Consider the following 22,802-nt stretch of genomic DNA (forward strand, 5'->3'; position numbering starts at 1 on the left):
ATGCCTGTTCCGTGATAATTTTCGCCAGTCTATTTCGGGATGATTACCGCGATTTCAAGCTCTCCGGCGTCGCTTAACTGTATTTCCGAGCCCGGCTGCCTGACGCCGTCAATCTCGATTGCCCGGTCAGCACCTTCTTCGCGCCGCACAACCACCCGGTAAACGGCACCGGAAAGCCGCAATGTGGCGCGGTAGCCGTCCCACTGGCTTGGTAACGCCGGCTTGAAGCTCAAGCGATTGCCCTGCCGGCTGATGCCGAGAATGCTCTCGACCGCTGCGCGATACATCCAGCCGGCGGAGCCCGTGTACCACGTCCAGCCCCCACGCCCGCCCTTGTCGGGCGAAGAATAGACGTCTGCGGCAACGACATAGGGCTCGGTGCGGTACTGTTCGGCGGACTTCTCGTCCAGCGCATGGTTGACGGGGTTGAGGAGCGAATAACACTGCCAGGCCTCGTCTACCTTGCCCATTTCGGCCAGCGCGATGACGAACCATGTCGCCGCATGGGTGTATTGCCCACCATTCTCGCGCACGCCCGGCGGATAGGCCTTGATGTAGCCCGGCTCCTTCGGCGTGTCGTGGAAGGCCGGGGCGAACAGGCGGATGAGCTTGAGCTCTTCGTCCACAAGCCGCGCGCTCGCCGCTTCCATGGCGGTGCGCGAGCGGATCGGGTCACCGCCTTCGGAGATGACGCTCCAGGACTGGGCGATGGAATCGATCTGGCATTCGTCCGACTGGCGCGAACCGAGAGGCGTGCCGTCGTCATAGCTGCCACGCCTGTACCATTCACCATCCCAGGCAGCCGTTTCCAGCGCCTGCTTCAGCTTGTGGGCATGCTCGTCCCAGGCCCTGGCGTGTTCCAGATCGCCCTGCGCCTTGGCGATCCGGGTGAAATTGCCGAGCGTTTTCAACAGGAACCAGCCGAGCCAGACGCTTTCGCCCCGCCCTTCCTCGCCGACGCGGTTCATGCCGTCGTTCCAGTCGCCGCCGAGAATGAGCGGCAGGCCGTTGGCGCTGGTGCGCTGGATGGCGAGGTCGAGCGCCTTAACGCAATGCTCGTAGATTGTAGCCGTGTGCTCGGTCACCTCAGGCGTATAGAAGGCATCGTGCTGGCCGGGCTGTAAAGCTTCGCCCTGAATATAGGGCAACTGCTCGGTTAGGATGCTTTCGTCGCCCGTGACCCGCATGTAGCGGTGGACGGCATAGGCGAGCCACACTACGTCGTCCGAGATCATGGTGCGCACGCCCGCGCCTGTGCGCGGCAGCCACCAATGCTGGACGTCTCCCGCCTCGAACTGGCGGCGCGCCGCGTTGAGTATCTGCTCGCGCGCCAGTGACGGATCGTGAAGCAGCAGGGACAGCGTGTCCTGCAGCTGGTCGCGGAAGCCAAACGCCCCGGACGCCTGGTAGAAGGCCGAGCGCGCGCGGATGCGGCAGGCAAGGCTCTGATAGGGCAGCCAGTGGTTGACCATGGCGTCGAAGGCTGGATCGGGCGTCTCGACCTGCACCGTGTCCAGGAAGCCGCGCCACCGGGTTTCGGTCGCCGCCAGCCTGTCGGCGAAGGCGATAGCCTTGTGTTTCTGGATGAGCGCCGAGGCTTCCTCGGCCGAACCGGCGTCGCCGAGCAGCCAGAGCAGGCTGACCTCGCCGCCGGGCGGCACCTCGACATCGCGCGCCATCGCAGCGCAAGGATCGACGCCGGCCTCAACCTTGCCGGAGAGCGTTGCCCCGGCTGCGGCAGTCTTCGGACAATCGACGGAGCCGCCAAGGCCAATGAACTCGGCACGGTCGGCGGTCACGGACTGCGTGGCACCGTCGGTGGCCAGGAAGGCGACGCGGTCGCCGAAATCGAGGCTGTAGGGGTTCTGCGCGTGTAGCGCGCCGGTCGCGGCATCAATCGAGGGCACGATGGTCGGCGCGGATTTAGCCCTGACGTTGCCGAGCACCCATTCAGCGTAGCCGTAGACGCGCAGGCGCGCGGCGAGCGAACCGCTGTTGCGGATGACGAGCCGCGACAGCTTGACCGGATCGTCTGCGTCCACGAGTTGCGTCAGTTCGAGCGTTAGCGGGCCACGCTTCGCCGTGAAGGTGGAGACACCCTGCCCGTGCCGGGCCTCGTAGGCGGTCGAGGAGTCGCGCGCGACAGCGGCGAAGGGCGAGAAGAGCCGGCCACCGGCGTGGTCGTACACATAGAAGGCCTCGCCGGGGCGGTTGACCACCGGGTCGTTGGTCCATGGCGTGAGCTGGTAGTCGCGGCTGTTGCGGCTCCACGTGAAGGATGCGCCTTCGGCCGACGTGTGGAAACCGAACGCGGCATTGGAGATGACATTGATCCACGGATGCGGTGTCGAGCGCCCTGCCCCGAGCCGCACCACATAGTCGCGGCCGTCGCGATCGAAGCCGCCATAGCCGTTCCAGAAGGCGAGACCGTCACCGGATGGCGCCGGACCGGCGCGCACCGGCGCGGGTGCGACAGGCTCGGCCGGTTTGGCGGCACCCTCGCCCGTGCCCGATATCGCCGTCCTGATCTGGTCTCGGGCGGCGAGCGCGGCGGCTTCGGCGCGCTCGATCTGGTCGAAGATGCGGCCGTTGCGGGTGTGCATGGCGACGCGCGCCACGGCCAGCAGCGTCTTGTAGGAGGCGTCGTCCATCAGGTCGCGGCGCACCGCGAAGATGTGCTGGCGCGGACCGAGCTCGGAGCCGCGTATGCGGCTGTTCTCGCAGAGTTGCTCGATCGCCTGCTGCAAATCCTGTACGTAGGACGATGCCTGTTCGTTGACGATGACGAGGTCGGCGACCATGCCCCGCCCGCGCAGGTACTCCTGGTAGCGCAGAGCGCTGGCGACGATTTCGAGGTCGGCCACGTCGCCGATGCGTAGCACGAAGATCGGGAAATCGCCCGAAATGCTCATCGGCCAGAGCGCGGCCTGCCGGCCGAGGCCGCTGGCGATCGTCTCCGCCGGCTGCCGCAGGAACGGATCCGGGTAGATCATGTAGGAGGCGAGCTTCTGGACGTTGGCGGCGTCGGCGAGGCTGAGGCCGATGTGGCGCGCCTGAACCTGGCTGCGTGTCCAGGCAAGCATGGCCTGCCGCTCGAAGCTCTCGGCATGATTGAGCCGCGCCGCGACCTTTTCGACTTCGGAACGGTTGGCCCCGGTCACGGTCCAGAATGTTATGGATACCTTCTTGCTGGCGCGCACACGCACGCGCCGCCTGAGCGAGATGACCGGATCGAGCGTGAAGCCGTGTCCGCCGCCGAGCCGCGCGTCTGGATCAAAGGCAGCAGGGTCGGCGATCGAGCGGCCACGACCGATGAAGGCGCGGCGGTCTGTCTCCGCCTCGGCCTCGCGCACGCCGGTCGGGTCGGTAACGAAATGCGCCAGCGCGATGTCGGCGTCACTGGCCGAGCGCTTGCGCCGCTCGGCAAAGATGGCGCTATGGTCGGGCAGGATTTCCGTCTCCACGAACATCTTGGAGAAGGCGGGATGGGCGTTGTCGGATGCCTCCGGCGCAAGCGCCAGCTCCGCAAAGGAGGTGACCTCGATCATGCGGTCGCTGGGGCCATCGTTGAAGATGGTGACGCGGCGCGCCTCGCCATTGCCTTCGGAGACGACGATGCACTCGACCTCGCTGCGCAGCGTGCCGACGGACTTCACGAACGTCGCCTTGTCGTCGCTGAAATGGGTCTGGCAAATCTCGCCCGGCGCCTGCTTCGGCTCGGTGGTGGCGGACCACCAATCGTTGGTCGCGACATCGCGCAGGAAGATGTAGGAGCCCAGCCGGTCCTCGGTCGGGTCGGCCTGCCAGCGGGTTACCGATTGCTCGCCCCAGCGGCTGGACCCTGAGCCGTTTGCAGTCACCATCACCGAATAGCGGCCGTTCGACATCAGGCTGGTCGAGCGCAGCGCCTGAGCAGGATTGAGGATAATGCGGGTGTCGGGGCTTTCCTCGACAGCGAGAACCTTGACCCGCTCGTCGGCTTCGGTCCTGACCGGGGCCACGGGGATGTCGCGCGGCGCCTTTTCCTGCAACAGGAGCTCGGCTGCCTCGATCACCGGATCGCTGTGGAAACGATCGCGCATGCGCCCCTCGAAGACGACATTCGCGACGGCGACGATCGACATGCCGGAGTGATGGGCCATGTAGTTGTAGACGACCTGATGGTCGGTACCCTCGGGCACGCGCTCGGGCGTATAGTCAACGGCGTCGTGATAGCCATAGCGGCCTAACGCACCGGCTGCGTTCAGGCGCTCGAGGTTCTCCACCGCCTCGCCCGGCATGAACTGCGCGGCAAGGATGGTCGCATAAGGCGCGATGACCGTGTTCTGGCCTAGCCCGCGCTTCAGGCCGAGCCCGGGAACGCCGAAATTGGTGTACTGGTAGGTCAGTTCGCGGTCGCGCGCATTGTAGGCGGCTTCGGAAATGCCCCACGGAATGCCCTTCTCGCGGCCGTACTGGATCTGGCGCTTGATGATCAGGTGGCTGGTCTGGTTGAGGATGCCGCCCTGCGGCTCCTTCATCACCAGCGGTGGCATCAGGTACTCGAACATCGAGCCGGACCACGACATCAGCGCACCGCGGAAACCGATCTCGACCAGCGGACGGCCTAGCCGGAACCAGTGCTCGGTCGGCAGGTCGCCCTTGGCGATGCCGAAAAGGCTGGTGAGCCGTGCTTCCGAGGCGAGCAGGTCGTAGCAGCTCTCGTCGAGCTGGTGTGCCTCGACGCGGTAGCCGATGGAGAGCAGCTTGCGCTCCACCCGCATCAGGAACGAGAAATCCATCTCGAAGGCGAATTGCCGGCAGCGCTGGCTGAGCGCCAGCAACGAGCGCCGAAGCGCCGCGACCGACTGGTCGTCGCTATGAGCATCCTGAACATGCGCCTCGCAGGTGGCCGCCAGCCGCGCCGCCCAGTCGGAAAGCATAGCACTGCGCGCCGACTTGGCCTCCGTGTCGATGGCGACCGCCAACTTGCGGATCTCGCTCGCCTGCACGGTGAGGTTGATCGTTCGGATCGAGGCAATTTCCGGCTGAGTCTTGATGGTGCCGACGGCGCGCCGCATGCCGACGATGCGGTCGTGCAGGCGCTGGCGCAGCGGCCGGAGTTGCCTGCGGTCGTCTGGCAGTTCGGCAAGGCTTTCCTCAAGGATCGTCACACAGTCGAGGATGCCGTCGAAATCGCCCTGGAGATGCACGGACGGCGCTTCGGCCCATTGCGAGCAGGCGGCGGCCACGGCGACGAGGTGACCAGCAAGGTTGCCGCTGTCGACGCTCGACACGTACAGCGGATAGAGCGGCCGCAAACTGGTCGTGTCGTACCAGTTGAAGAGATGGCCGCGATGGCGTTCCATCTTCTCGATGGTCGTCATGGTCGCGTCGATACGCGCGACCGCGTCCGACAGGCTGATCCAGCCGAAGTCGCGCGCCGAGACGATCGACAGCAGATAGACGCCGATGTTGGTCGGCGAGGTACGCGGCGCAACGACAGGCTGTGGTTTTTCCTGGAAATTGTCCGGCGGCAGATGGTTGTGTTCCGCCGTGACGAAGGTTTCGAAATAGGCCCAGGTACGTCGCGCAACGGTGCGCAGCGTTGCCTTATCCGAACGCGAGATGATCAGCCTGTCCTCGGTTTCGGCCGAGCGGCTGATCAGCCACGCGAAGGCGGGCGATCCGGCCCAGAACAGGAAGAAGAAGAAGGCAACGAACGCGCCGGTGGAATCCGCGGCAACAGGGGGTATCAGTCCGACAACGGCGATGATGACCGCACCGTACATCAGGCGATAATAGGAACCGATCGTGTTGTCGCCTGCCTTGGCCGCCTGCGAGGCGGTGCGCCATTCGAGCAGGTTCTGGCGGCTGACGAACATGCGATAGAGCGTGCGCACGATGGCATCGCCCATCATCCAGGCGCTGTGCGCCATCAGGACGACACGCAGCGCCACCAGGGCGGTGCCGAAAGCCACATCGCGGAACAGCGCCGTGAAATGGCCGCGCGCGGTAGCTTCCGTGCTCTTCGGAAGGATGGAATCGACGATATCGAAGGTCGGCGCCATGAACAGCGCAAGGATGAGCAACGCCTGCCACTGCGCCGCCTGAGTGAACGGTAGCAGCGTCCAGCCGGCGATCGCCGCGAGCACCCAGAAGATCGGCGTCAGCGAACGACGCAGATTGTCGATCATCTTCCAGCGCGACAGAGCCGGCACGCCAGATTTCGGATCGAAGATGTAACCCAGCAACTGCCAGTCGCCCCGCGCCCAGCGATGCTGGCGCGATGCGTCCACCGAATAACGGGTCGGATAGTCCTCGACCACCTCGACATCCGTCACCAGGGCCGCGTGCGAAAGCGCCCCTTCAAGAAGGTCGTGGCTGAGCACGGCGTTCTCGGCGATGCGACCCTCCAGCGCCGATTCGAACGCATCGATGTGATAGAGGCCCTTGCCCGTGAATGTGCCCTCGCCGAACACGTCCTGATACAGGTCGGAGACGGCGAAGACATAGGGGTCGATGCCGCGATTGGACGAGAAGACGCGCTGCAGGAACGACGCCTCGTCGCCGGTCGTGAGAGATGGCGTAACGCGCGGCTGGAGGATGGAATAGCCGGCGATGACTTTGCCGGTCTTATCGTCGATGACTGGACGGTTGAGCGGGTGGCAGAGCTTGCCGACCAGCCGGTCGACCGCGTCGCGCATGGTGCGCGTGTCGGCGTCGAGCGTCATCACATGGACGACACCCTGCGGCAGCGGCCTCGCCAGCGGAAGGAAGGTCGTGTCGGGGTCGCCCCGCAGCAGCAGGTTGAGCTCATGCAGCTTGCCGCGCTTGCGCTCCCAGCCCATCCATACCTTTTGCGAGGGATTGTAGAGACGACGGCGATGCAGGAGATAGAAGCGCGGCGCGGCGCCCTCTCCGGCCGGATAGCGCTGGTTCAGTTGATCTACCTCGCCCTGCGCGAACGCCAGGATCTCGTCATCGGCCGTGTCCTGCTCGACCTTGCTGTCGGGCCAGTCCGAAAGCAGCGCGAAATGCACCTCGCCGGTGGCATTGGCGAGATGATGCACTTCGAGCTTGCGAACGGCGTCCTCGACGTCGTCACGCGAGCCGATAAGCGTCGGCACGACGACAAGCGTGCGCGCTTCTGCCGGCACGCCTTCCTTGAACTCGTAACCCACAAGCCGCGTCGGCTTCAGCAGTTGCATGACAAGCGTGTTGAAGAAGCCGAGCGCACCTTCGCTGGCAGGGACCGCGAACAGGATAAGCAGTAGAGCAACCGCCCAGTCGGGCAGACCAATGGCGCTGAGTGCAACGCCGGTCATGGTCATCAGCAGCGCGGTGAGCAGGAAGACAGGAACGACGATACCGGCCCAGCCCGTGGCGCGGAAAGCGCGCAAAAGCCGGGTGCCGAAGGGCGGCCTGTAGCCGATAGCTTTTTCCAGCTCCGGGCGGCGGGAGCCGACAAGGAAGAAACCAATGTTGGTTTCGTCCGAACCCTGAGCATCGCTGGCGGGCTGTCCGACCAGACCGGCAAGCTCCGTCGCCTTCTCGGCCACTTCGTATTCCGTGCGTTCAGAGCGCCGCGCCAGTTCCTCGATGGCCTGGCGGTACTGGTCGCGGGACGGGAAATCGAGCGCGGCGACGTCGGTGCGTTCGCGCAGCAGTGCATCGATGCGGCTGACATCCTCGAACCAGCCGGTCCACTCGACATCGTTGATGAGGCGCAGGCCGCGGACAATGTTGCCGGTGGTGACGTTGCCGGCGGAGAGCGTCTGGTGCTCCTTGATGATGATCTGTTCGGCGTCGGAGCCGGACAGCTCCAGCTCACGCTCCAGCCAGTTGAGCGCCTTGCTCGAATTCTGCGAACCATCGCGCAGGCGATAGAGAAGCTGGGTGGCGAAGGTGGTGTCGCGCGCGTGGGCGGCGTACGGTGCGAGAACCCTGAGATCCTCGTCGTTGTCGGGCGTCGCCAGCACCCGATCCGCGATCTCGTTGGCGATCTGGCGCATCCCGCGCGCACGGTTGACCCGGACGGCAATGCGACGAAGGTTTTCGACCAGTACGAAGCGTAGCAGCGACGGCAGCGCCCACAACTCGCCGATCTTCATAGGCTCGATGGACTGGAAGCCTTCGACAACGGCCTTGAATGTGTTGCCCGAGACCTGGCTATCGGAATGCGCGACATAGACCCAAGCAAGCGCCAGCGCGCGCGGAACAGTGGTGCCGTCCGGAAGGGTCATTGTAGGCAGTTCGCGGTAGAAGCGGCGCGGCAGGTCGCGCTTGATCTGATAGATCGTCTCCTCGACCAGATAATTGTTGTCCAGCAGCCATTGCGCCGCCGGCGTCACCATCTCGCCGCGCGCCTGGGCTGCATTGGTGGTGCGATAGACGTCGAGAATTTTTGCGGCGTCCTCGCGGATGCGCTTCTGGAACTCGAAGGGCTCCATGCCAAAAAGAGAGGGTATCTCGTTACGGGCAAGGCTCTCACCCAGCGCGCGGAGACGGTCCTCGTGCAGATACTGGTCTCTGATCGGCTCTTCGGGCGGCGCGGGAAATTGATGCGCGGTCTGCTTCAGACGCTCGGGATCGCTTTGAATATTCATGCAAAAACCAATTGGATGCCCAACCGCGTAACCGCGGGACCAAGCCTAAACCGTTTTAGCGTCGATTGGTTGCAATGCAGCATGCTTCGCTCCGCCTCGTGATTGAACAGGGCAAAAACAGCTCTCGTGGAACCGGTTGACGTTGTATCGATAAAAGCGCGGACAGGCCATCGTGAGGATGGTCGGATTGAGGCTTTTTCGTGGCCGACGTGTATCGTCCCATCAAATTGAAGCAACGGATCAACTGCTGTACGACATGCATTGGACACATACCGTCCGGATAAGGCCGGCAGGAGGTGCCGCCATGCACAGCAACCGTTTCAGGCTTTTTGCCTGCCTTGTTCCGCTTGTCCTGACCACCGCTGCATCCGCGCAGGATGGCGGATGCCAGGCGACCGTGCTCCAGAACCCGCCACGGACCCTGCTCACCTGCCCGAACGGCGTGACGATAACGGCCGAGGACGGCACGACCTTTTCGCTCGACGACCGCGACCCGGCAGTGCCGGGACCTGAAGGGGTGCATCTCGACGACCAGGGTGTACTGGTCGAAGTGCCGCCGGGCGGCGTACCGGGCGGCTTCGAGGTGACAACGCCGCAGGCTATCGCGGCGGTGCGCGGCACAAGATGGGCGGTCGACGTGCAGGATGGAAAGACTTCCGTGTTCGTCGTTCGGGGCACGGTTGCGGTGCGGCGCGCGCCCGACGATCCGTCCGTCAACCTCGGTCCGGGCGAAGGCGTCGACGTCGAGGAAGGCACGCGATCCGTGCTGACTGTCCGTCGCTGGGGCGCCGAGCGCTCGTCATCCCTGCTCGCCCGCTTCGGAGAATAGGCCTGATGCGCCGATGGCGACTGCATATTCTGGTCGCCATCCTTCTGGCCGGTCTGTGGGGCGGTTTCCTTGGCCTAACACAGCTCAGCCGCGAAACCTGGCTGCTCGAGCGGACGGAGGCGACATTGGTCGACCTGCGCACGCTGGCCAGAGGCGTTCGCCATCCTGCTCCCAACGTGCTGATCGTTGCCATCGACGACGAAACGGTGCGCCAGGAAGGCAAATTTCCGGTCAGCAGGGCTACCCTCGCCCGTGTCGTCGATTCGCTGGCGGCACTCGGGCCGAAGGCGATCGGCCTCGATATCCTGCTGATCGACGCCGGCAACGAGGTGGACGATGCGAAGCTCGCCGCGTCGCTCGGCGCGAACAGGACCGTCATCGCCGCCGCAGCCGTCTTCGGCGCGGCGCGGGCGCAAGCGCCCGATCTCGGCGATCCGGCCTTCGACGCCGTGCCGGTGGCCGACAGTTTCGTGTTCCCGAACGCGCGTTTCGCCAGCGGCTCGGCGATAGGCGTCGTCAACCTTGCGACAGATTTTGCCGGGACGCCGCGCTATGCGCCGCTGATCTTCCGGACGTCACACAGGATAGAGGCGTCGTTTCCGCTGCAAGCTGCATCGCTGGCGCTCAACGCGACCCCGATGTTCCAGCCCGGCGGGGTCGTGCTTGGCAACCGGACAATCGCGACCGATATCGGCCAGCGCATGCCGATCAGCTATTACGGCCCGCGCGGCACGATTGAGACTGTCAGTGCGGCGTCCGTGCTGGCCGGCGAGTTGCAGCGCCAGCAGGTCGAGGGACGCGTGGTGGTGATCGGCGCGACCGTCATCGGCAATGGCGACGTGTTCCCCTCGCCTTTCGATCCCGTGCTGCCGGGCGTCGAGGTCGTATCGAGCGCCATCTCCAACATCCTGTCGGGCGACGGCCTTCTCCGCAACGGGCAGACGCGGATGGTGGACGCCGGCATCGCCGTGGTGCTGCCCATGCTTCTGGTCGCACTGCTGGCCTGGCGCAGGAGCCTGCTCGGACTTCTAGCGATCGGCCTCGTGCTCGCGGTATGGCTCGGCGCGAACTTCACGCTGTTCTCGCGCGGCATCTGGCTGAGCGCCGCCCTGCCGCTCGCCGCCGCCCTGCCCCCGGCGATGCTGTTCGGCGTGGCGCAGATATGGCTCGACCGCCACCGCTCGCAGGGACTGGCGCGTCAGAACGAGTCGTTGCAGCGGCTGCAATCGCCCGTGCTGCGCGACTGGATGGCGCGCGATCCGGATTTCCTGGCCGCACCGGTGCGGCAGGAAGCGGCGATGTTGTTCATCGACCTGTCGGGTTTCACCGGCCTTTCCGAAACGACCAGCGTCACAACGGTGCGCGAACTGCTCGACGATTTCTACCGGCTGGTGGAGCAGGAAGCGTCGCCGCGCGGGGGTGTGATCACCAGCTTCATGGGCGACGGGGCGATGATTGTGTTCGGCCTGCCGCAGGCGACGCCGCAGGACCCGGCCAATGCGCTCTCCTGCGCCATGCGGCTGGCGAGCCTGTCGCGCCAGTGGCTCGCCGACCAGCCCGTCACGCGGGCAGGACGGACAGGCATCAAGCTGGGCGCGCATTGCGGCTCGATCGTCGCCTCGCGCCTCGGCGGCGGCAGCCAGCAGACGATCACCGCCACCGGCGATGCGGTCAACGTGGCGAGCCGGCTGATGGACGTGGCGGCGCAGAACAAGGCGGAGCTCGCGGTCAGCGCCGACCTCTATCGCGCCGGAGGCGAAGCGCTGGCTTCATCAGGCAGTCTCGAAGGCCCGATGGAGTCGCCGATCCGCGGCCGCACCGGCACGATGACCGTCTGGCTCTGGCGGGAGGCTGTGTAGGGCGGACGCCCTATTCCAGCCTGATGACGTAGAGCGGGCCCTGCCCCGCTACGAGGATCGGCTTTTGCGGTCCGTGAATTTCCAGAGCGTCGCGGAAATCGAGTTCGACGGCATTTGCGCCGCTGGCGACCTTCAGATGGCGGGCGCAGGAGAAAAGCAGTCCTGCGACCATCTCAACCTCCAGGACGCCAGAGACATGATGACGCTCGACCCTGTGCTTGAAGTGGCCGCGCCGCGTCATGACGTTGAGGTCGGTGATCGGGCCGCCGACGAGCTGCGCGCTGGTCGGTATATCGGCAGGAAAGGATAGCGGCGCGGAGGCCGCCGTCAACGTGATCGGCGCGCTGTCGCCGATGGTAAGGACCATGCCCTCGCCTTCCAGAACCGAAAGCGTGCGATCGATGCCCGGGAAAAGCGAAAACGGGCCGTCTGAAGCAACCGTCGCCATCGACACGCGCCAGCCGAAATCCTCGATGGAAGCGCCTGCGGGATGAACCGCGATCTCGACCGTTTCGCCGCCGCCGTTCTTCCACGGCATGCGGGTGTATTGCCCGGCGCGAAGAATGCGCATTTTCTGTACCCTCATTGACGGCCGGCCCATCCCGGCGTTAATATGTATATACATATTCGACGACGGAGGGAATGGAGGCCATGGCTTCCGCAGCATCGGACAGGACTACCGTCTGGCGCAACGCGCGGATCGTATCCATGCGGGCAGATTCGGCTGTCACCTTTGAACGGGGCGCCATCGTGGCCGAGAACGGCCGCATCGTGTTTGCCGGCCCAGAGGCCGACCTGCCATCCCTACCCCAGGCTAACACCATCGATTGCGAGGGACGCCTGATCACCCCGGGTTTGATCGACTGCCACACCCATCTCGTCCACGCCGGCAATCGCGCCAACGAATTCGAGATGCGGCTGGCCGGCGCCACCTATGAGGAGGTCGCGAAAGCCGGCGGGGGTATCGTCTCGTCAGTGAAGGCGCTGCGGGCGGCAAGCGAGGAGGAGCTTGTCAGGCAATCGCTGCCGCGCCTCGACGCACTGATCGCCGAAGGCGTAACGACGGTCGAGATCAAATCCGGCTACGGTCTCGATCTGGAGAATGAAGCCAAGTCGCTGGCGGCGGTGCGCAGGCTGGCTGAAGTGCGGCCCGTCACCGTGCGTACGACTTTTCTTGGCGCGCATGCCCTGCCCCCAGAAGCTAACGGCGACAAGGATGCCTACATCGCGAAAGTCACCGACGAGATGCTGCCGGCGATCGCCCAGCTTGGCCTTGCAGACGCAGTGGACGGCTTTTGCGAAGGCATTGCCTTTTCGACCGAACAGATGGCGCACGTGTTCGACGAGGCGAAAGCGCTCGGGCTGCCGGTGAAGCTGCATGCCGACCAGTTGTCCAATTTGCATGGCGCGGCACTTGCCGCGCGTTACGGTGCGCTGTCGGCCGACCATCTGGAATATACAGACGATGACGGCGCAATCGCGATGGCAAAGGCCGGGACGGTCGCCGTCATCCTGCCGGGAGCCTTCTATTTCATCCGGGAGACCAAGAAGCCGCCCATCGACCTCTTCCGCAAGCAGGGCGTGAAGATGGCGCTGGCGACCGACAGCAATCCCGGCACGTCCCCGCTCACCTCGCTGCTGCTGACCATGAACATGGGCGCGACGCTGTTCGGCATGACCGTCGAGGAGTGCCTTGCCGGCGTCACCCGCGAGGCTGCTCGCGCGCTCGGCCTCTCCGCCGAAACCGGCACAATCGAGGCGGGCAAATGGGCCGACCTCGCCATCTGGGACGTCGAGCGCCCCGCCGAACTCGTCTACCGCATCGGATTCAACCCGCTTCATCGCCGCGTCTGGAGAGGCCAATGAAAAAACTCGTGCTGAAGCCCGGACAGGTCAGTCTCGCCGAACTGCGCGACATCTATGAAGGCGCGCTGCCGTCGCTGGATGAAAGCTTTCGCCCCGGCATCGAGCGGGCGGCGGGTGTCATCAAGAAGATCGTCGACAAGGGCGACCCGGTCTATGGCATCAACACCGGCTTCGGGAAACTCGCCAGCGTGCGCATCGACGCCAAGGATGTCGAGACGCTGCAGCGCAACCTGATCCTGTCGCATTGCTGCGGCGTCGGGCAGCCCCTGCCGGCCGAAATCGTGCGGCTGGTGATGGCGCTGAAGCTGATCTCGCTTGGACGCGGGGCGTCGGGCGTGCAGCCGGCAACGGTCGCCATGATCGAGGCGATGCTGGCAGGCGACGTGCTGCCGCTGATCCCCGAAAAGGGCTCGGTCGGCGCGTCCGGCGACCTCGCGCCGCTGGCGCACATGACGGCGGCGATGCTGGGCGTCGGCGAGGTCTTCTATCGCGGCGAGCGCATGGACGCCGTGCAGGGACTTGAGAAGGCGGGCCTGAAGCCGATCACCCTGGCGGCCAAGGAAGGGCTGGCGCTGATCAACGGCACGCAGGTCTCGACCGCGCTGGCGCTGGCCGGCCTGTTCCGCGCGCACCGCGCGGCGAACGCGGCGCTGATCACAGGCGCGCTGTCGACCGACGCCGCGATGGGTTCGTCCGCGCCGTTCCAGGAGGAAATCCACACGCTGCGCGGCCACCAGGGTCAGATCGAGACGGCGGCGGCGCTACGCGCGCTGCTGAAAGGCTCGGAAATCCGCGACAGCCATCTCGAAGGCGACGAGCGCGTTCAAGACCCCTACTGCATCCGCTGCCAACCGCAAGTGGACGGCGCATGCCTCGACCTGCTGCGCATGGCGGCGCGCACGCTGGAGACGGAGGCCAACGCCGTCACCGACAACCCGCTGGTGTTTTCGGACGGCTCGGTTGTTTCCGGCGGTAATTTCCACGCCGAGCCGGTCGCTTTCGCCGCCGACCAGATCGCCATTGCGGTCTGCGAGATTGGCGCGATCGCGCAGCGCCGCATCGCGCTGCTGGTCGATCCGGCATTGTCATTCGGCCTGCCGGCGTTTCTGGCGAAGAAGCCGGGGCTGAACTCGGGGCTGATGATTGCGGAAGTCACCAGCGCCGCGCTGATGAGCGAGAACAAGCAGATGGCGCATCCGGCCTCGGTCGACTCCACGCCAACCTCGGCCAATCAGGAGGACCATGTGTCGATGGCCTGCCACGGCGCGCGACGGCTGCTGCAGATGACGGAAAACCTCGCTGGCATCATCGGCATCGAGGCGATCACGGCAGCTCAAGGGGTGGATTTCCGCAGCCCCCTGAAGACGGGCCATGCGCTCCTTAAGGCGCATCGCGCCATTCGCTCTGTGGTGCCCGATCTGGAGACCGACCGTTTCATGGCTGATGACCTGAAGGCGGGCGCGGACCTCGTTCTGTCGGGCGAACTGAACGCCAGCGTTGGTCGCGGCCTGCTGCCGGAACTGGAGACGGGGCCGTGAGCTTCGTCGAATTCAATCGCGGCACGTCGCCCGTCATCCTCGCTTTCCCGCATACGGGGACGCTCGTTCCCGATGACATTGCGGACAGACTAAACGACGAAGGCAGGAAGCTGCGTGACACGGACTGGCACATCAACCTGCTCTATGGCGGTCTTCTGCCCGACGCGACGACGGTGCGCGCGACCTTCCATCGTTACGTGATCGACGCCAACCGCGACCCGACCGGCGCGAGCCTCTATCCCGGGCAGAACACGACGTCACTGGTGCCGCTGACGGACTTCGACAACCAGCCGATCTGGAAAGAAGGACAGGAGCCGACCGAGGCCAATATCGCCGAGCGGATCGCGCTCTACCATCGCCCTTACCACGCGGCGCTTGAGGCCGAGATCGCGCGGGTGAAGGCGCTGCACGGCATCGCCATTGTCTATGACTGCCACTCGATCCGCTCGCGCTGCCCCTTCCTGTTCGACGGGGTGCTGCCCGACTTCAATATCGGGACAGACGGCGGCAAGACCTGCGCGCCGGAGATCGAGCGCGCGGTGGCCGACATCTGCGCCTCGGCCGAAGGCTACAATTCCGTCGTGAACGGCCGCTTTCGTGGCGGCTGGACGACGCGGCACTACGGGAAGCCGGAAACTGGCGTCCATGCCATCCAGATGGAGCTGGCGCAGAGCACCCATCTCTACGCCGAAGAAGCACCGTTCGAACTGGACCAGGGCAAATCGCGCCGCCTCTCAAATATCCTCACCAGCATACTGGCCGCAGTGCAACGCACTGCCCTCGAACTCGCCGGAGCAGCAAGATGACCGCAAACCCACGCCATAACATCCGCGAAATCCGAGCGCCCCGCGGCGACAAGCTCAATGCGCTGTCGTGGACGACGGAAGCGCCGCTGCGCATGCTGATGAACAATCTCGACCCGGACGTTGCCGAGAACCCGAACGAACTCGTCGTCTATGGCGGTATCGGGCGGGCGGCGCGCACCTGGAACGATTTCGATACGATCGTCGATACGCTGAAGACGTTGAAGGAGGACGAGACGCTGCTGGTGCAATCCGGCAAGCCGGTCGGCGTGTTCCGCACGCATGAGAATGCACCGCGCGTGCTGATCGCGAACTCCAACATCGTGCCGCATTGGGCGAACTGGGACAAGTTCAACGAGCTCGATAAGAAGGGGCTGATGATGTACGGCCAGATGACGGCCGGCTCGTGGATCTATATCGGCACGCAGGGCATCGTGCAGGGTACCTACGAGACCTTCGTGGAAGCCGGTCGCCAGCACTATGGTGGCAGCCTGAAGGGCAAGTGGATTTTAACCGCCGGGCTTGGCGGCATGGGCGGCGCGCAGCCGCTGGCGGCGGTGATGGCCGGCGCTTCGTGTCTCGCCGTCGAATGCAACCCGGATTCCATCGATTTCCGCCTGCGCACCCGTTATCTCGACGAGAAGGCCGAGACGATCGAGGAGGCGCTGGAGAAGATCAAACGCTGGACGAAGGCCGGCGAAGCGAAGTCCGTCGGCCTCCTCGGCAATGCGGCCGAGATCGTGCCTGAGCTTTTCCGCCGAGGCGTGCGCCCCGACATGCTGACCGACCAGACCTCGGCGCACGACCCGCTGAACGGCTATCTGCCCAAGGGCTGGACGATGGCGGAGTGGCGCGAGAAGCGCTTCAGCGACCCGCATGCGGTGGAGAAGGCCGCCCGCGCTTCCATGCGCGAGCATGTCGAGGCGATGGTCGCCTACTGGAACGCAGGCGTTCCGACGCTCGACTATGGCAACAACATAAGGCAGGTGGCGAAGGACGAGGGTTTCGAGAACGCCTTCGCGTTTCCCGGCTTCGTGCCGGCCTATATCCGCCCGCTGTTCTGCCGTGGCATCGGCCCGTTCCGCTGGGCGGCCCTTTCGGGCGATCCGGAGGACATCTACAAGACCGATGCCAAGGTGAAGGGATTGACGCCGGGCAACAGCCACCTACACAACTGGCTGGACATGGCGCGTGAGCGCATCGCCTTCCAGGGCCTGCCGGCGCGCATCTGCTGGGTCGGCCTCGGCGACCGCCACCGGCTCGGCCTTGCCTTCAACGAGATGGTGGCGAAGGGTGAGTTGAAAGCGCCTGTCGTCATCGGTCGCGACCATCTCGATTCAGGCTCCGTCGCCTCGCCCAACCGCGAGACGGAGGCGATGAAGGACGGCTCGGACGCGATCTCCGACTGGCCGTTGCTCAACGCGCTGCTCAACACCGCTTCCGGCGCGACATGGGTCTCGCTGCACCATGGCGGCGGCGTCGGTATGGGTTTCTCGCAGCATGCCGGCATGGTGATCGTCGCCGACGGCACGCAGGACGCGGCGAAACGGCTGGAGCGCGTGTTGTGGAACGACCCCGCGACCGGCGTGATGCGCCACGCCGATGCCGGCTACGAGATCGCCTTGGAATGCGCGAAGGAAAAGGGCCTGAACCTGCCGGGAATATTGGGGTAGTCTTCAGTCGATCGCTTATAGCTGGACGAGACCCTTGACCAGATTTCTCGGCCTTACTGAAAAGATGATGGGCATGGATGACCGTGCCTGGGAACGGCACGTCAATCCGTGGAGCGGCTGGTCGCGCCTGTCGATCCTGCCGCTGTTTGCCGTGGCAGTCTGGAGCCGCCATTGGATTGGATGGTGGGCAGTTGTTGCGATTGCAGCAGTACTGCTTTGGACATGGCTCAATCCTCGCTTGTTCAAGCCGCCCGCATCAACCGAGAACTGGATGTCGAAAGGCGTCCTTGGCGAACGGATATGGCTTCAACGCAGTGGCGACCCGGCCCTTGCCCATCATGCGACAGTCGTCAGGGCCTTGATTGTCACGTCCTCCGCTGGCGCGATCGTCATGCTGATCGGTCTCGCCCTGACAAACCTTCCCCTCACCATATCCGGCCTTGCCGTCACGATGCTCTCGAAACTCTGGCTGCTCGACCGGATGGTTTGGGTCTATACAGAGGCTGACACTGCCAGAACGCCGCGATAGCGGCTCGGGCATGTTTCAGGCGTCACGCCCCGCCCGGCAGCGGGGCGGCGGCATTGATGAGCCCGGCCTGGCGCAGTTCGCGCCAGAAATCGGCGGGCACGACTTCGTTCAGCGCGGCACGGTCCTCGGCGATGCGGCTAGGCTGACTTGCGCCGGGAATGACCGCAGCGACCGCCGGGTTGGCGAGCGAGAACTGCAGGCCGGCCGCCTTCATGGAGACGCCGTGGCGGTGGGCGATGGCCTTGATGCGGGCCACCTTGTCGAGGATCGCCGGCTTGGCCGGCGCGTATTCGAAATTCGGCCCGCCGACGAGCGCGCCTGAACTGTAGGGACCGCCGACGACGATGCCGAGGCCGTGCTCGGCAACCATGGGCATGACGCGCTGCAGCGCCCGGTCATGGTCGAGCAGCGAGTAGCGCCCGGCAAGCAGGAAGCCATCCGGGCGCGGCTCCTTGAGGTCGAGCAGAAGCTCGATCGGCTCGACCTTGTTGACGCCCAGGCCCCAGGCCTTGATGACGCCTTCCTCGCGTAGCCGGTCGAGCGTCCTAAAGGCTCCCTTGCGAGCGCTCTCGAACAAGCCGATCCATTCGTCGCCATAAAAATCCTGCGCGAGATCATGCACCCAGACGATCTCGATGCGATCGGTTCTCAGACGCTTCAGGCTTTCCTCGATCGAACGCAGCGTGGCGTCCTCGGAATAGTCGTGCAGCACCTTGTTTGGCAGGCCGTGCGCGAACACGCCGCTCTTCTCGCCGAGGTCGCGCGCGCCGACGTCTTCCACTTCATCGAGGATGACGTGGCCGATCTTGGTGCTGATGACGTATTCGTCACGCGGCTTTCCGGCCAGCGCCTCGCCCATACGAAGCTCGGCGAGGCCAGCGCCATAAAGCGGTGCGTTGTCGTAGTAGCGTATACCGTCGTTCCAAGCGGCCTCCACCGTGGCGAGCGCCTCGGCCTCGGGGATGGCGCGGAACATATTGCCCAGCGGCGCAGCGCCAAAACCGAGCTTGCCTGGAAGAACGTCCTTCAGCGTCATCTTCATGTCCTCTGGGGAACAAACCGTTCGCCCGAAATAGGGTGCCGTTCGAGAGTTTCCAAATCGAGCCGGCGGGAGAACCCCGCCGGTTTCGTTAGGCTGCAGTGCGCGACCGTACCAGCGACCTGTCAAGCGCCGCCACGAATTTCTCGGCCAACGGGTTGTCGGAGCTGGGGTTCTGGCCGGTGATCAGTTCGCGATCCTCGACCACATTGGCCGCGAAATTTACCGCGCCTGTCGTGACCCGGCCACCAGCGGCCTTGAGCGCGTCAGGCATGTAAAAATGGAGCTTGCCCTTCAGCATGTGCTCCTCGGCGATCCTCTCCTCCGCTTCGGAGAAAATCGTCATGTCATAACCGGCATACTGCCAGCCTTTCGCTAGCTCCGCGGCCTTTGTGGTATCGCCCGCGACCATGGCGGCCTTGAATTCGGGCGCATGCGGCAGGGCTGCGAGGACAGCGACCGGGCCATGGCAGAGCAATGCCGTCGGCTTGCCGCATTCGTGAAAGTGACGCAGGATTTCACCCGTCTCGGCATTGTCGATGAGGTCGACGACCGGCGCATGACCACCGGGCACGAAGACGCCGGTATACTCGTCCAGTCCGCTGTCGACGACCGAACGAAGTGTCTGGACCCGGTTCATCGACGGGTTGTTGGCGAAGAAATCGCGGGCGCGCTGCAAAGCCGCTTCGTCGCCGCCGAAATGGTCGGCGACATCGGATGCTTCGTCGATATGCGGCTTGTCGCCGGTCGGCGTTGCCAGCACGACCTCATAGCCAGCCGCGATGACCGCCATCGCGGGAACGACGGTTTCGTTGAGATACTGGCCGGTCGGGACCCAACCGCCACCCTGCACCTCGATCCGCATGGCGTTGGAACCGATAATGAGAACCTTTCCCTTGCTCATGATGACGGGACTCCTGTGGAAACGGCTTGATTTCTGGATGTGTGGACCATGCACCTGGCCGACATATTCCAGAAGTTTATTTATATGATTTCAGATATTCACATGACATTATAAGCTATGCGCTACGACCTGAACCTGCTGCCCGTGTTTGTTGCCCTAATGGAGGAGCGCAGTGTCACGCGTGCGGCCGAGCGGCTGGGCATCACCCAGCCCGCGCTGTCGAACGCGCTGGCACGTCTGCGCACCATGATGCGCGACCCGCTTTTCGTCCGCGAACGCTACGGCGTACAGCCAACCGAAATGGCTCTTGAGGTTGCTCCGGCAATCGCCGCGGCGCTGGCGAAGATCGATGACATCGTCCTCGGCCAGCAGGAGTTCGACCCGGCGCGGGCCGAGCGGCTGGTGACGATCGCACCTAACAGCTATGTCGAGTTCGTGCTGGCGCCCGCGATCGCGGCGCGCATTCGTCGGGAAGCGCCCGGCATCAAGTTGCGCCTCGTCCCCTTCGGCAGCGACCTGCCGGAAACCGGAGTCGTATCCGGCACGACGGCGATGGTGCTTGGCCGCATCGTGGACGCACCGGACAATCTCGTCGTCCAGCATCTGATGGATGACGGGCTCGCCTGCGTCGTGCGCGCCGACCATCCCGAGATTTCCGGGCGGATGTCGAAGGCGCAGTACGAAAGCCTGAGACACGTCAACGTGCTGCCGCCCGGCCGGCTTCGTTTCGGCCTGTTCCAGACGCTGGAGCGCGAGGGGCTGCGCCGGGAGGTCGCCGTCTCCGTGACGCACTTCCTCGCGATACCCGACATGATCGCGGCGACGGACTATTGCGCAACGCTGCCCAAGGTCATCTGCCGCCGCCTGGCCGGCGACCCGCGCCTGAAGATCGTGGCGGCACCTATCGATCTCGGCACTTTCCCGGTCGAGATGGCCTGGCATGTTCGCTACCGGCACGACCCCGCCCACCGCTGGCTACGCTCGCTGATCGGCGAGGTCGCCCGGGAGGTTTCGGGCGAGTAGCCTGCGTCCTGAAATCGAGAAAAGACAGGCCGGTTGCTTTCTATTCCGTCACCCGCGCGCTTTTCAGGACGTCGATCAGAACCGTCTGGGGCACCGACCAGAACGAACCCCGACAGCCTTGCCCGGCGGGCGTTGTCAGGTGATAGGCGCGTCCACCGTGAACCCCGCAGGCTGCGAAACGTGGCGGCACGAAATTGCGGCAACCCAGCCAGATTTCGCTTGTGACGAAGTGCAGCCCCTCAGGCGTTTCCTTGAGAACCTCGCCGTTTTTCGCTTCGCCGCCGTAGGCGAACTCGACATCGGTAGGCGGAGACGGGCATGGCTGGTCTGTCTGCGCGACCGACAGCGCAGCCGTGAGGCTCGGCTCTTCGCAGGTGGGCATGCGGCAGGTCAGCAAAACCGTCTCGCCCGAACCATCCGCAGTTGCGGCGACAGGCCCGACCTTCCAGACCTCGTTCGACAGGCTGAAGGTCACATCGCCGATGCGAAGCTGCGTGAGGGGAGCCTCTGGCGCGGTCGCCTGACTGACGAGATAGTGCAGCGCTCCCCCGATCCACGACTGTGTGCCAACCGTTTCCGGTCGCATCGCGAAACGGTATTCGTAGCCCTGCCATCCGAGGCACGCATGGGCGTATTGCGGAGACGAGAGATCAGGTCCGTCGTGGGCCTCCGCCAGCACCAACGCGAAGCGGCCAGCGCGGACGATGTTTGCATAGGCGCGGCCAGCGCCGGGAAAAAGGCGCGCCGCCTCGGCGATCATCGCCTCTTTGGTACAGCCCCCATCGCCCACGATCCGGCTGATGTCGATCATCGCGCCACGGCAGTCCTCCTGCACGCAGGTGGCCACCAGATCGTCGCCGTCGCGCTCCATCAGCCACGAGGCTGTGCTGTAGTTAAAGGTGATGTCGCCGAGGACGACGGCCTGCATCTCCTCGGCGCTCACGACTGTCGCGAGAAAGGCTAACGCCATGCCCGCGAGCACAACGATCCCGCTCGGCTTGCCCATGATGTCTGCTCCCATGCCCGGGCGGACGATCACCCGCGATTGTGGCGCGAGCGGGATGGATGGTGAGCAAGGCGCTTTAGTCGTCCGAGCGCAGATCCGGGCTCCACCCGCCGATATGGCCATAGATTGAATCGCGGAGCTGCCTGATCTCCCGATTGAGCTTACCCAGATGGTCGGGGGTGTCGCCGGATGCCTCCAGCAGCCCTGCACCGAGGCAAGTCGTTCGGGACCGGATGGCTCGTCCTTCTTCCGTCAGAGCAACGACGACCTGCCGCTCGTTCTGCGGGTTGCGGGTGCGACGCACCAGACCGGCCGCCTCGAGACGCTTCAGCAACGGCGTCAGCGTGCTCGATTCCAGCGCAAGCCTTTCGGCGATGCCGCCGACCGTCTGGTGGTCCTCGCTCCAGAGCACGTTGAGCACGAGATATTGCGGATAGGTCAGGCCCAATTCATCGAGCAGCGGCTTGTAGACCCGCTGGATTGCCATGCCTGCGGAATAGATGGCGTAGCAGAGGTGGTCCTCGAACGGCAGGGGAGCCGACCCATCAGAGTCTTTCATTTTGCTTGTCATCTCGAAACTCCTTCGTACGCACTATCTAACAACCCCAACCGCAAAAATAAATATCGCGATAAAAATTACTCTGGACAAAGAACTCGAACCGGACTAAACAACACTTATCGCGATAACGATTATCGCGGCATAAGGAGTACGCCATGAAGATCATCTATCGCGCAGAGGCAATTGCCACCGGAGGCCGGACAGGCCGGGCGTCAACGAGGGACGGAGCAGCGACCATCGCCCTCGTCACGCCGGCGGAACTCGGCGGAGACGGCGGAGCGGCTGACTACAATCCCGAGCAGCTATTCGCGTCAAGCTACGCCGCATCGTTCCTGGAGGCGCTGAAGCGCGTCGCCGACCTGAGCCGGATCGAGTTGGCATCGGATGCCAGCGTGACCGCTGCGATCGGCATCGGGAAGCGTGACAACCTGCCGGGCATGAGGCTCGATGCCGAGTTGATCGTCTCCCTGCCAGACGTTGCCCCGCTGGTCGCACATGACCTCGTCGAACAGGCACACACCATCTGCCCCTATTCGCAGATGGTCTGCAATGGCCTCGACGTCCGCCTCTTGCTTGCCGCCTGAAA

Annotated in this window: 15 protein-coding genes; 9 read left to right on the forward strand and 6 right to left on the reverse strand. The window is 64.6% G+C overall.

Annotation, left to right across the window (positions count from 1 at the left end):
- Positions 1-29: 29 nt before the first annotated feature.
- Positions 30-8,588, reverse strand: a complete 8,559-nt coding sequence (locus ABMA32_RS11865; RefSeq protein WP_349013965.1) for a glycoside hydrolase family 94 protein — start codon at positions 8,586-8,588, stop codon at positions 30-32.
- Between the two features lie 304 nt (positions 8,589-8,892).
- Here ABMA32_RS11865 and ABMA32_RS11870 point away from each other — a divergent pair, with 304 nt between their 5' ends.
- Both ABMA32_RS11870 and ABMA32_RS11875 read left to right on the forward strand, forming a co-directional pair.
- A complete protein-coding gene (locus ABMA32_RS11870; RefSeq protein ID WP_349013966.1) occupies positions 8,893-9,417 on the forward strand; it encodes a FecR domain-containing protein in 525 nt (174 codons plus the stop codon).
- A 5-nt stretch (positions 9,418-9,422) separates the two neighbouring features.
- Complete coding sequence (locus ABMA32_RS11875; protein ID WP_349013967.1) at positions 9,423-11,276, forward strand: CHASE2 domain-containing protein; 1,854 nt, start codon at positions 9,423-9,425, stop codon at positions 11,274-11,276.
- 10 nt (positions 11,277-11,286) lie between these two features.
- Here the strand turns inward: ABMA32_RS11875 and ABMA32_RS11880 are convergent, their stop codons facing one another.
- Positions 11,287-11,847, reverse strand: a complete 561-nt coding sequence (locus ABMA32_RS11880) for a HutD/Ves family protein (protein WP_349013968.1) — start codon at positions 11,845-11,847, stop codon at positions 11,287-11,289.
- Positions 11,848-11,927: 80 nt separating this feature from the next.
- On the opposite strand from ABMA32_RS11880, the gene hutI reads away from it, so the two are divergent.
- The 5 genes from hutI to ABMA32_RS11905 are packed head-to-tail and all read left to right on the forward strand — an operon-like array spanning position 11,928 to position 17,685.
- Positions 11,928-13,142: an imidazolonepropionase gene (gene hutI, locus ABMA32_RS11885; RefSeq protein WP_425475523.1), complete on the forward strand. Its 1,215-nt coding sequence runs from the start codon at positions 11,928-11,930 to the stop codon at positions 13,140-13,142.
- The gene (hutH, locus tag ABMA32_RS11890) at positions 13,139-14,680 is read left to right on the forward strand and encodes a histidine ammonia-lyase (protein WP_349013970.1); all 1,542 of its coding nucleotides are present in this window, start codon (positions 13,139-13,141) and stop codon (positions 14,678-14,680) included. The genes hutI and hutH overlap by 4 nt, the downstream gene beginning before the upstream one ends.
- A complete protein-coding gene (gene hutG / locus ABMA32_RS11895) occupies positions 14,677-15,486 on the forward strand; it encodes an N-formylglutamate deformylase (protein WP_349013971.1) in 810 nt (269 codons plus the stop codon). The genes hutH and hutG overlap by 4 nt, the downstream gene beginning before the upstream one ends.
- Entirely contained in the window at positions 15,483-17,156 is a 1,674-nt protein-coding gene (hutU, locus tag ABMA32_RS11900; protein WP_349013972.1) for a urocanate hydratase, read from the forward strand. Before hutG ends, hutU begins: the two co-directional genes overlap by 4 nt.
- A 34-nt stretch (positions 17,157-17,190) precedes the next feature.
- On the forward strand, positions 17,191-17,685 hold the full coding sequence (locus ABMA32_RS11905) for a DUF6653 family protein (RefSeq protein WP_349013973.1): 495 nt from the start codon (positions 17,191-17,193) through the stop codon (positions 17,683-17,685).
- A 22-nt stretch (positions 17,686-17,707) separates the two neighbouring features.
- Here ABMA32_RS11905 and ABMA32_RS11910 read toward each other — a convergent pair whose 3' ends face one another.
- Entirely contained in the window at positions 17,708-18,721 is a 1,014-nt protein-coding gene (locus ABMA32_RS11910; protein WP_349013974.1) for an aldo/keto reductase, read from the reverse strand.
- Between the two features lie 94 nt (positions 18,722-18,815).
- The gene (locus ABMA32_RS11915; RefSeq protein ID WP_349013975.1) at positions 18,816-19,628 is read right to left on the reverse strand and encodes a type 1 glutamine amidotransferase domain-containing protein; all 813 of its coding nucleotides are present in this window, start codon (positions 19,626-19,628) and stop codon (positions 18,816-18,818) included.
- Between the two features lie 117 nt (positions 19,629-19,745).
- On the opposite strand from ABMA32_RS11915, the gene ABMA32_RS11920 reads away from it, so the two are divergent.
- Positions 19,746-20,651 (forward strand): LysR family transcriptional regulator, encoded by a 906-nt coding sequence (locus tag ABMA32_RS11920; RefSeq protein WP_349013976.1) that lies wholly within the window; start codon positions 19,746-19,748, stop codon positions 20,649-20,651.
- Between the two features lie 40 nt (positions 20,652-20,691).
- Here ABMA32_RS11920 and ABMA32_RS11925 read toward each other — a convergent pair whose 3' ends face one another.
- Together ABMA32_RS11925 and ABMA32_RS11930 are read right to left on the reverse strand one after the other, a co-directional pair.
- Positions 20,692-21,657, reverse strand: coding sequence for a hypothetical protein (locus ABMA32_RS11925; protein ID WP_349013977.1), 966 nt, complete (start codon positions 21,655-21,657; stop codon positions 20,692-20,694).
- 76 nt (positions 21,658-21,733) lie between these two features.
- The gene (locus ABMA32_RS11930; protein ID WP_349013978.1) at positions 21,734-22,228 is read right to left on the reverse strand and encodes a MarR family winged helix-turn-helix transcriptional regulator; all 495 of its coding nucleotides are present in this window, start codon (positions 22,226-22,228) and stop codon (positions 21,734-21,736) included.
- A 143-nt stretch (positions 22,229-22,371) separates the two neighbouring features.
- Here ABMA32_RS11930 and ABMA32_RS11935 point away from each other — a divergent pair, with 143 nt between their 5' ends.
- Positions 22,372-22,800 (forward strand): Ohr family peroxiredoxin, encoded by a 429-nt coding sequence (locus tag ABMA32_RS11935; protein WP_349013979.1) that lies wholly within the window; start codon positions 22,372-22,374, stop codon positions 22,798-22,800.
- Positions 22,801-22,802 lie beyond the last annotated feature (2 nt).

The organism is Mesorhizobium quangtriensis (assembly GCF_040081925.1).
Lineage (GTDB): Bacteria > Pseudomonadota > Alphaproteobacteria > Rhizobiales > Rhizobiaceae > Mesorhizobium_K > Mesorhizobium_K quangtriensis.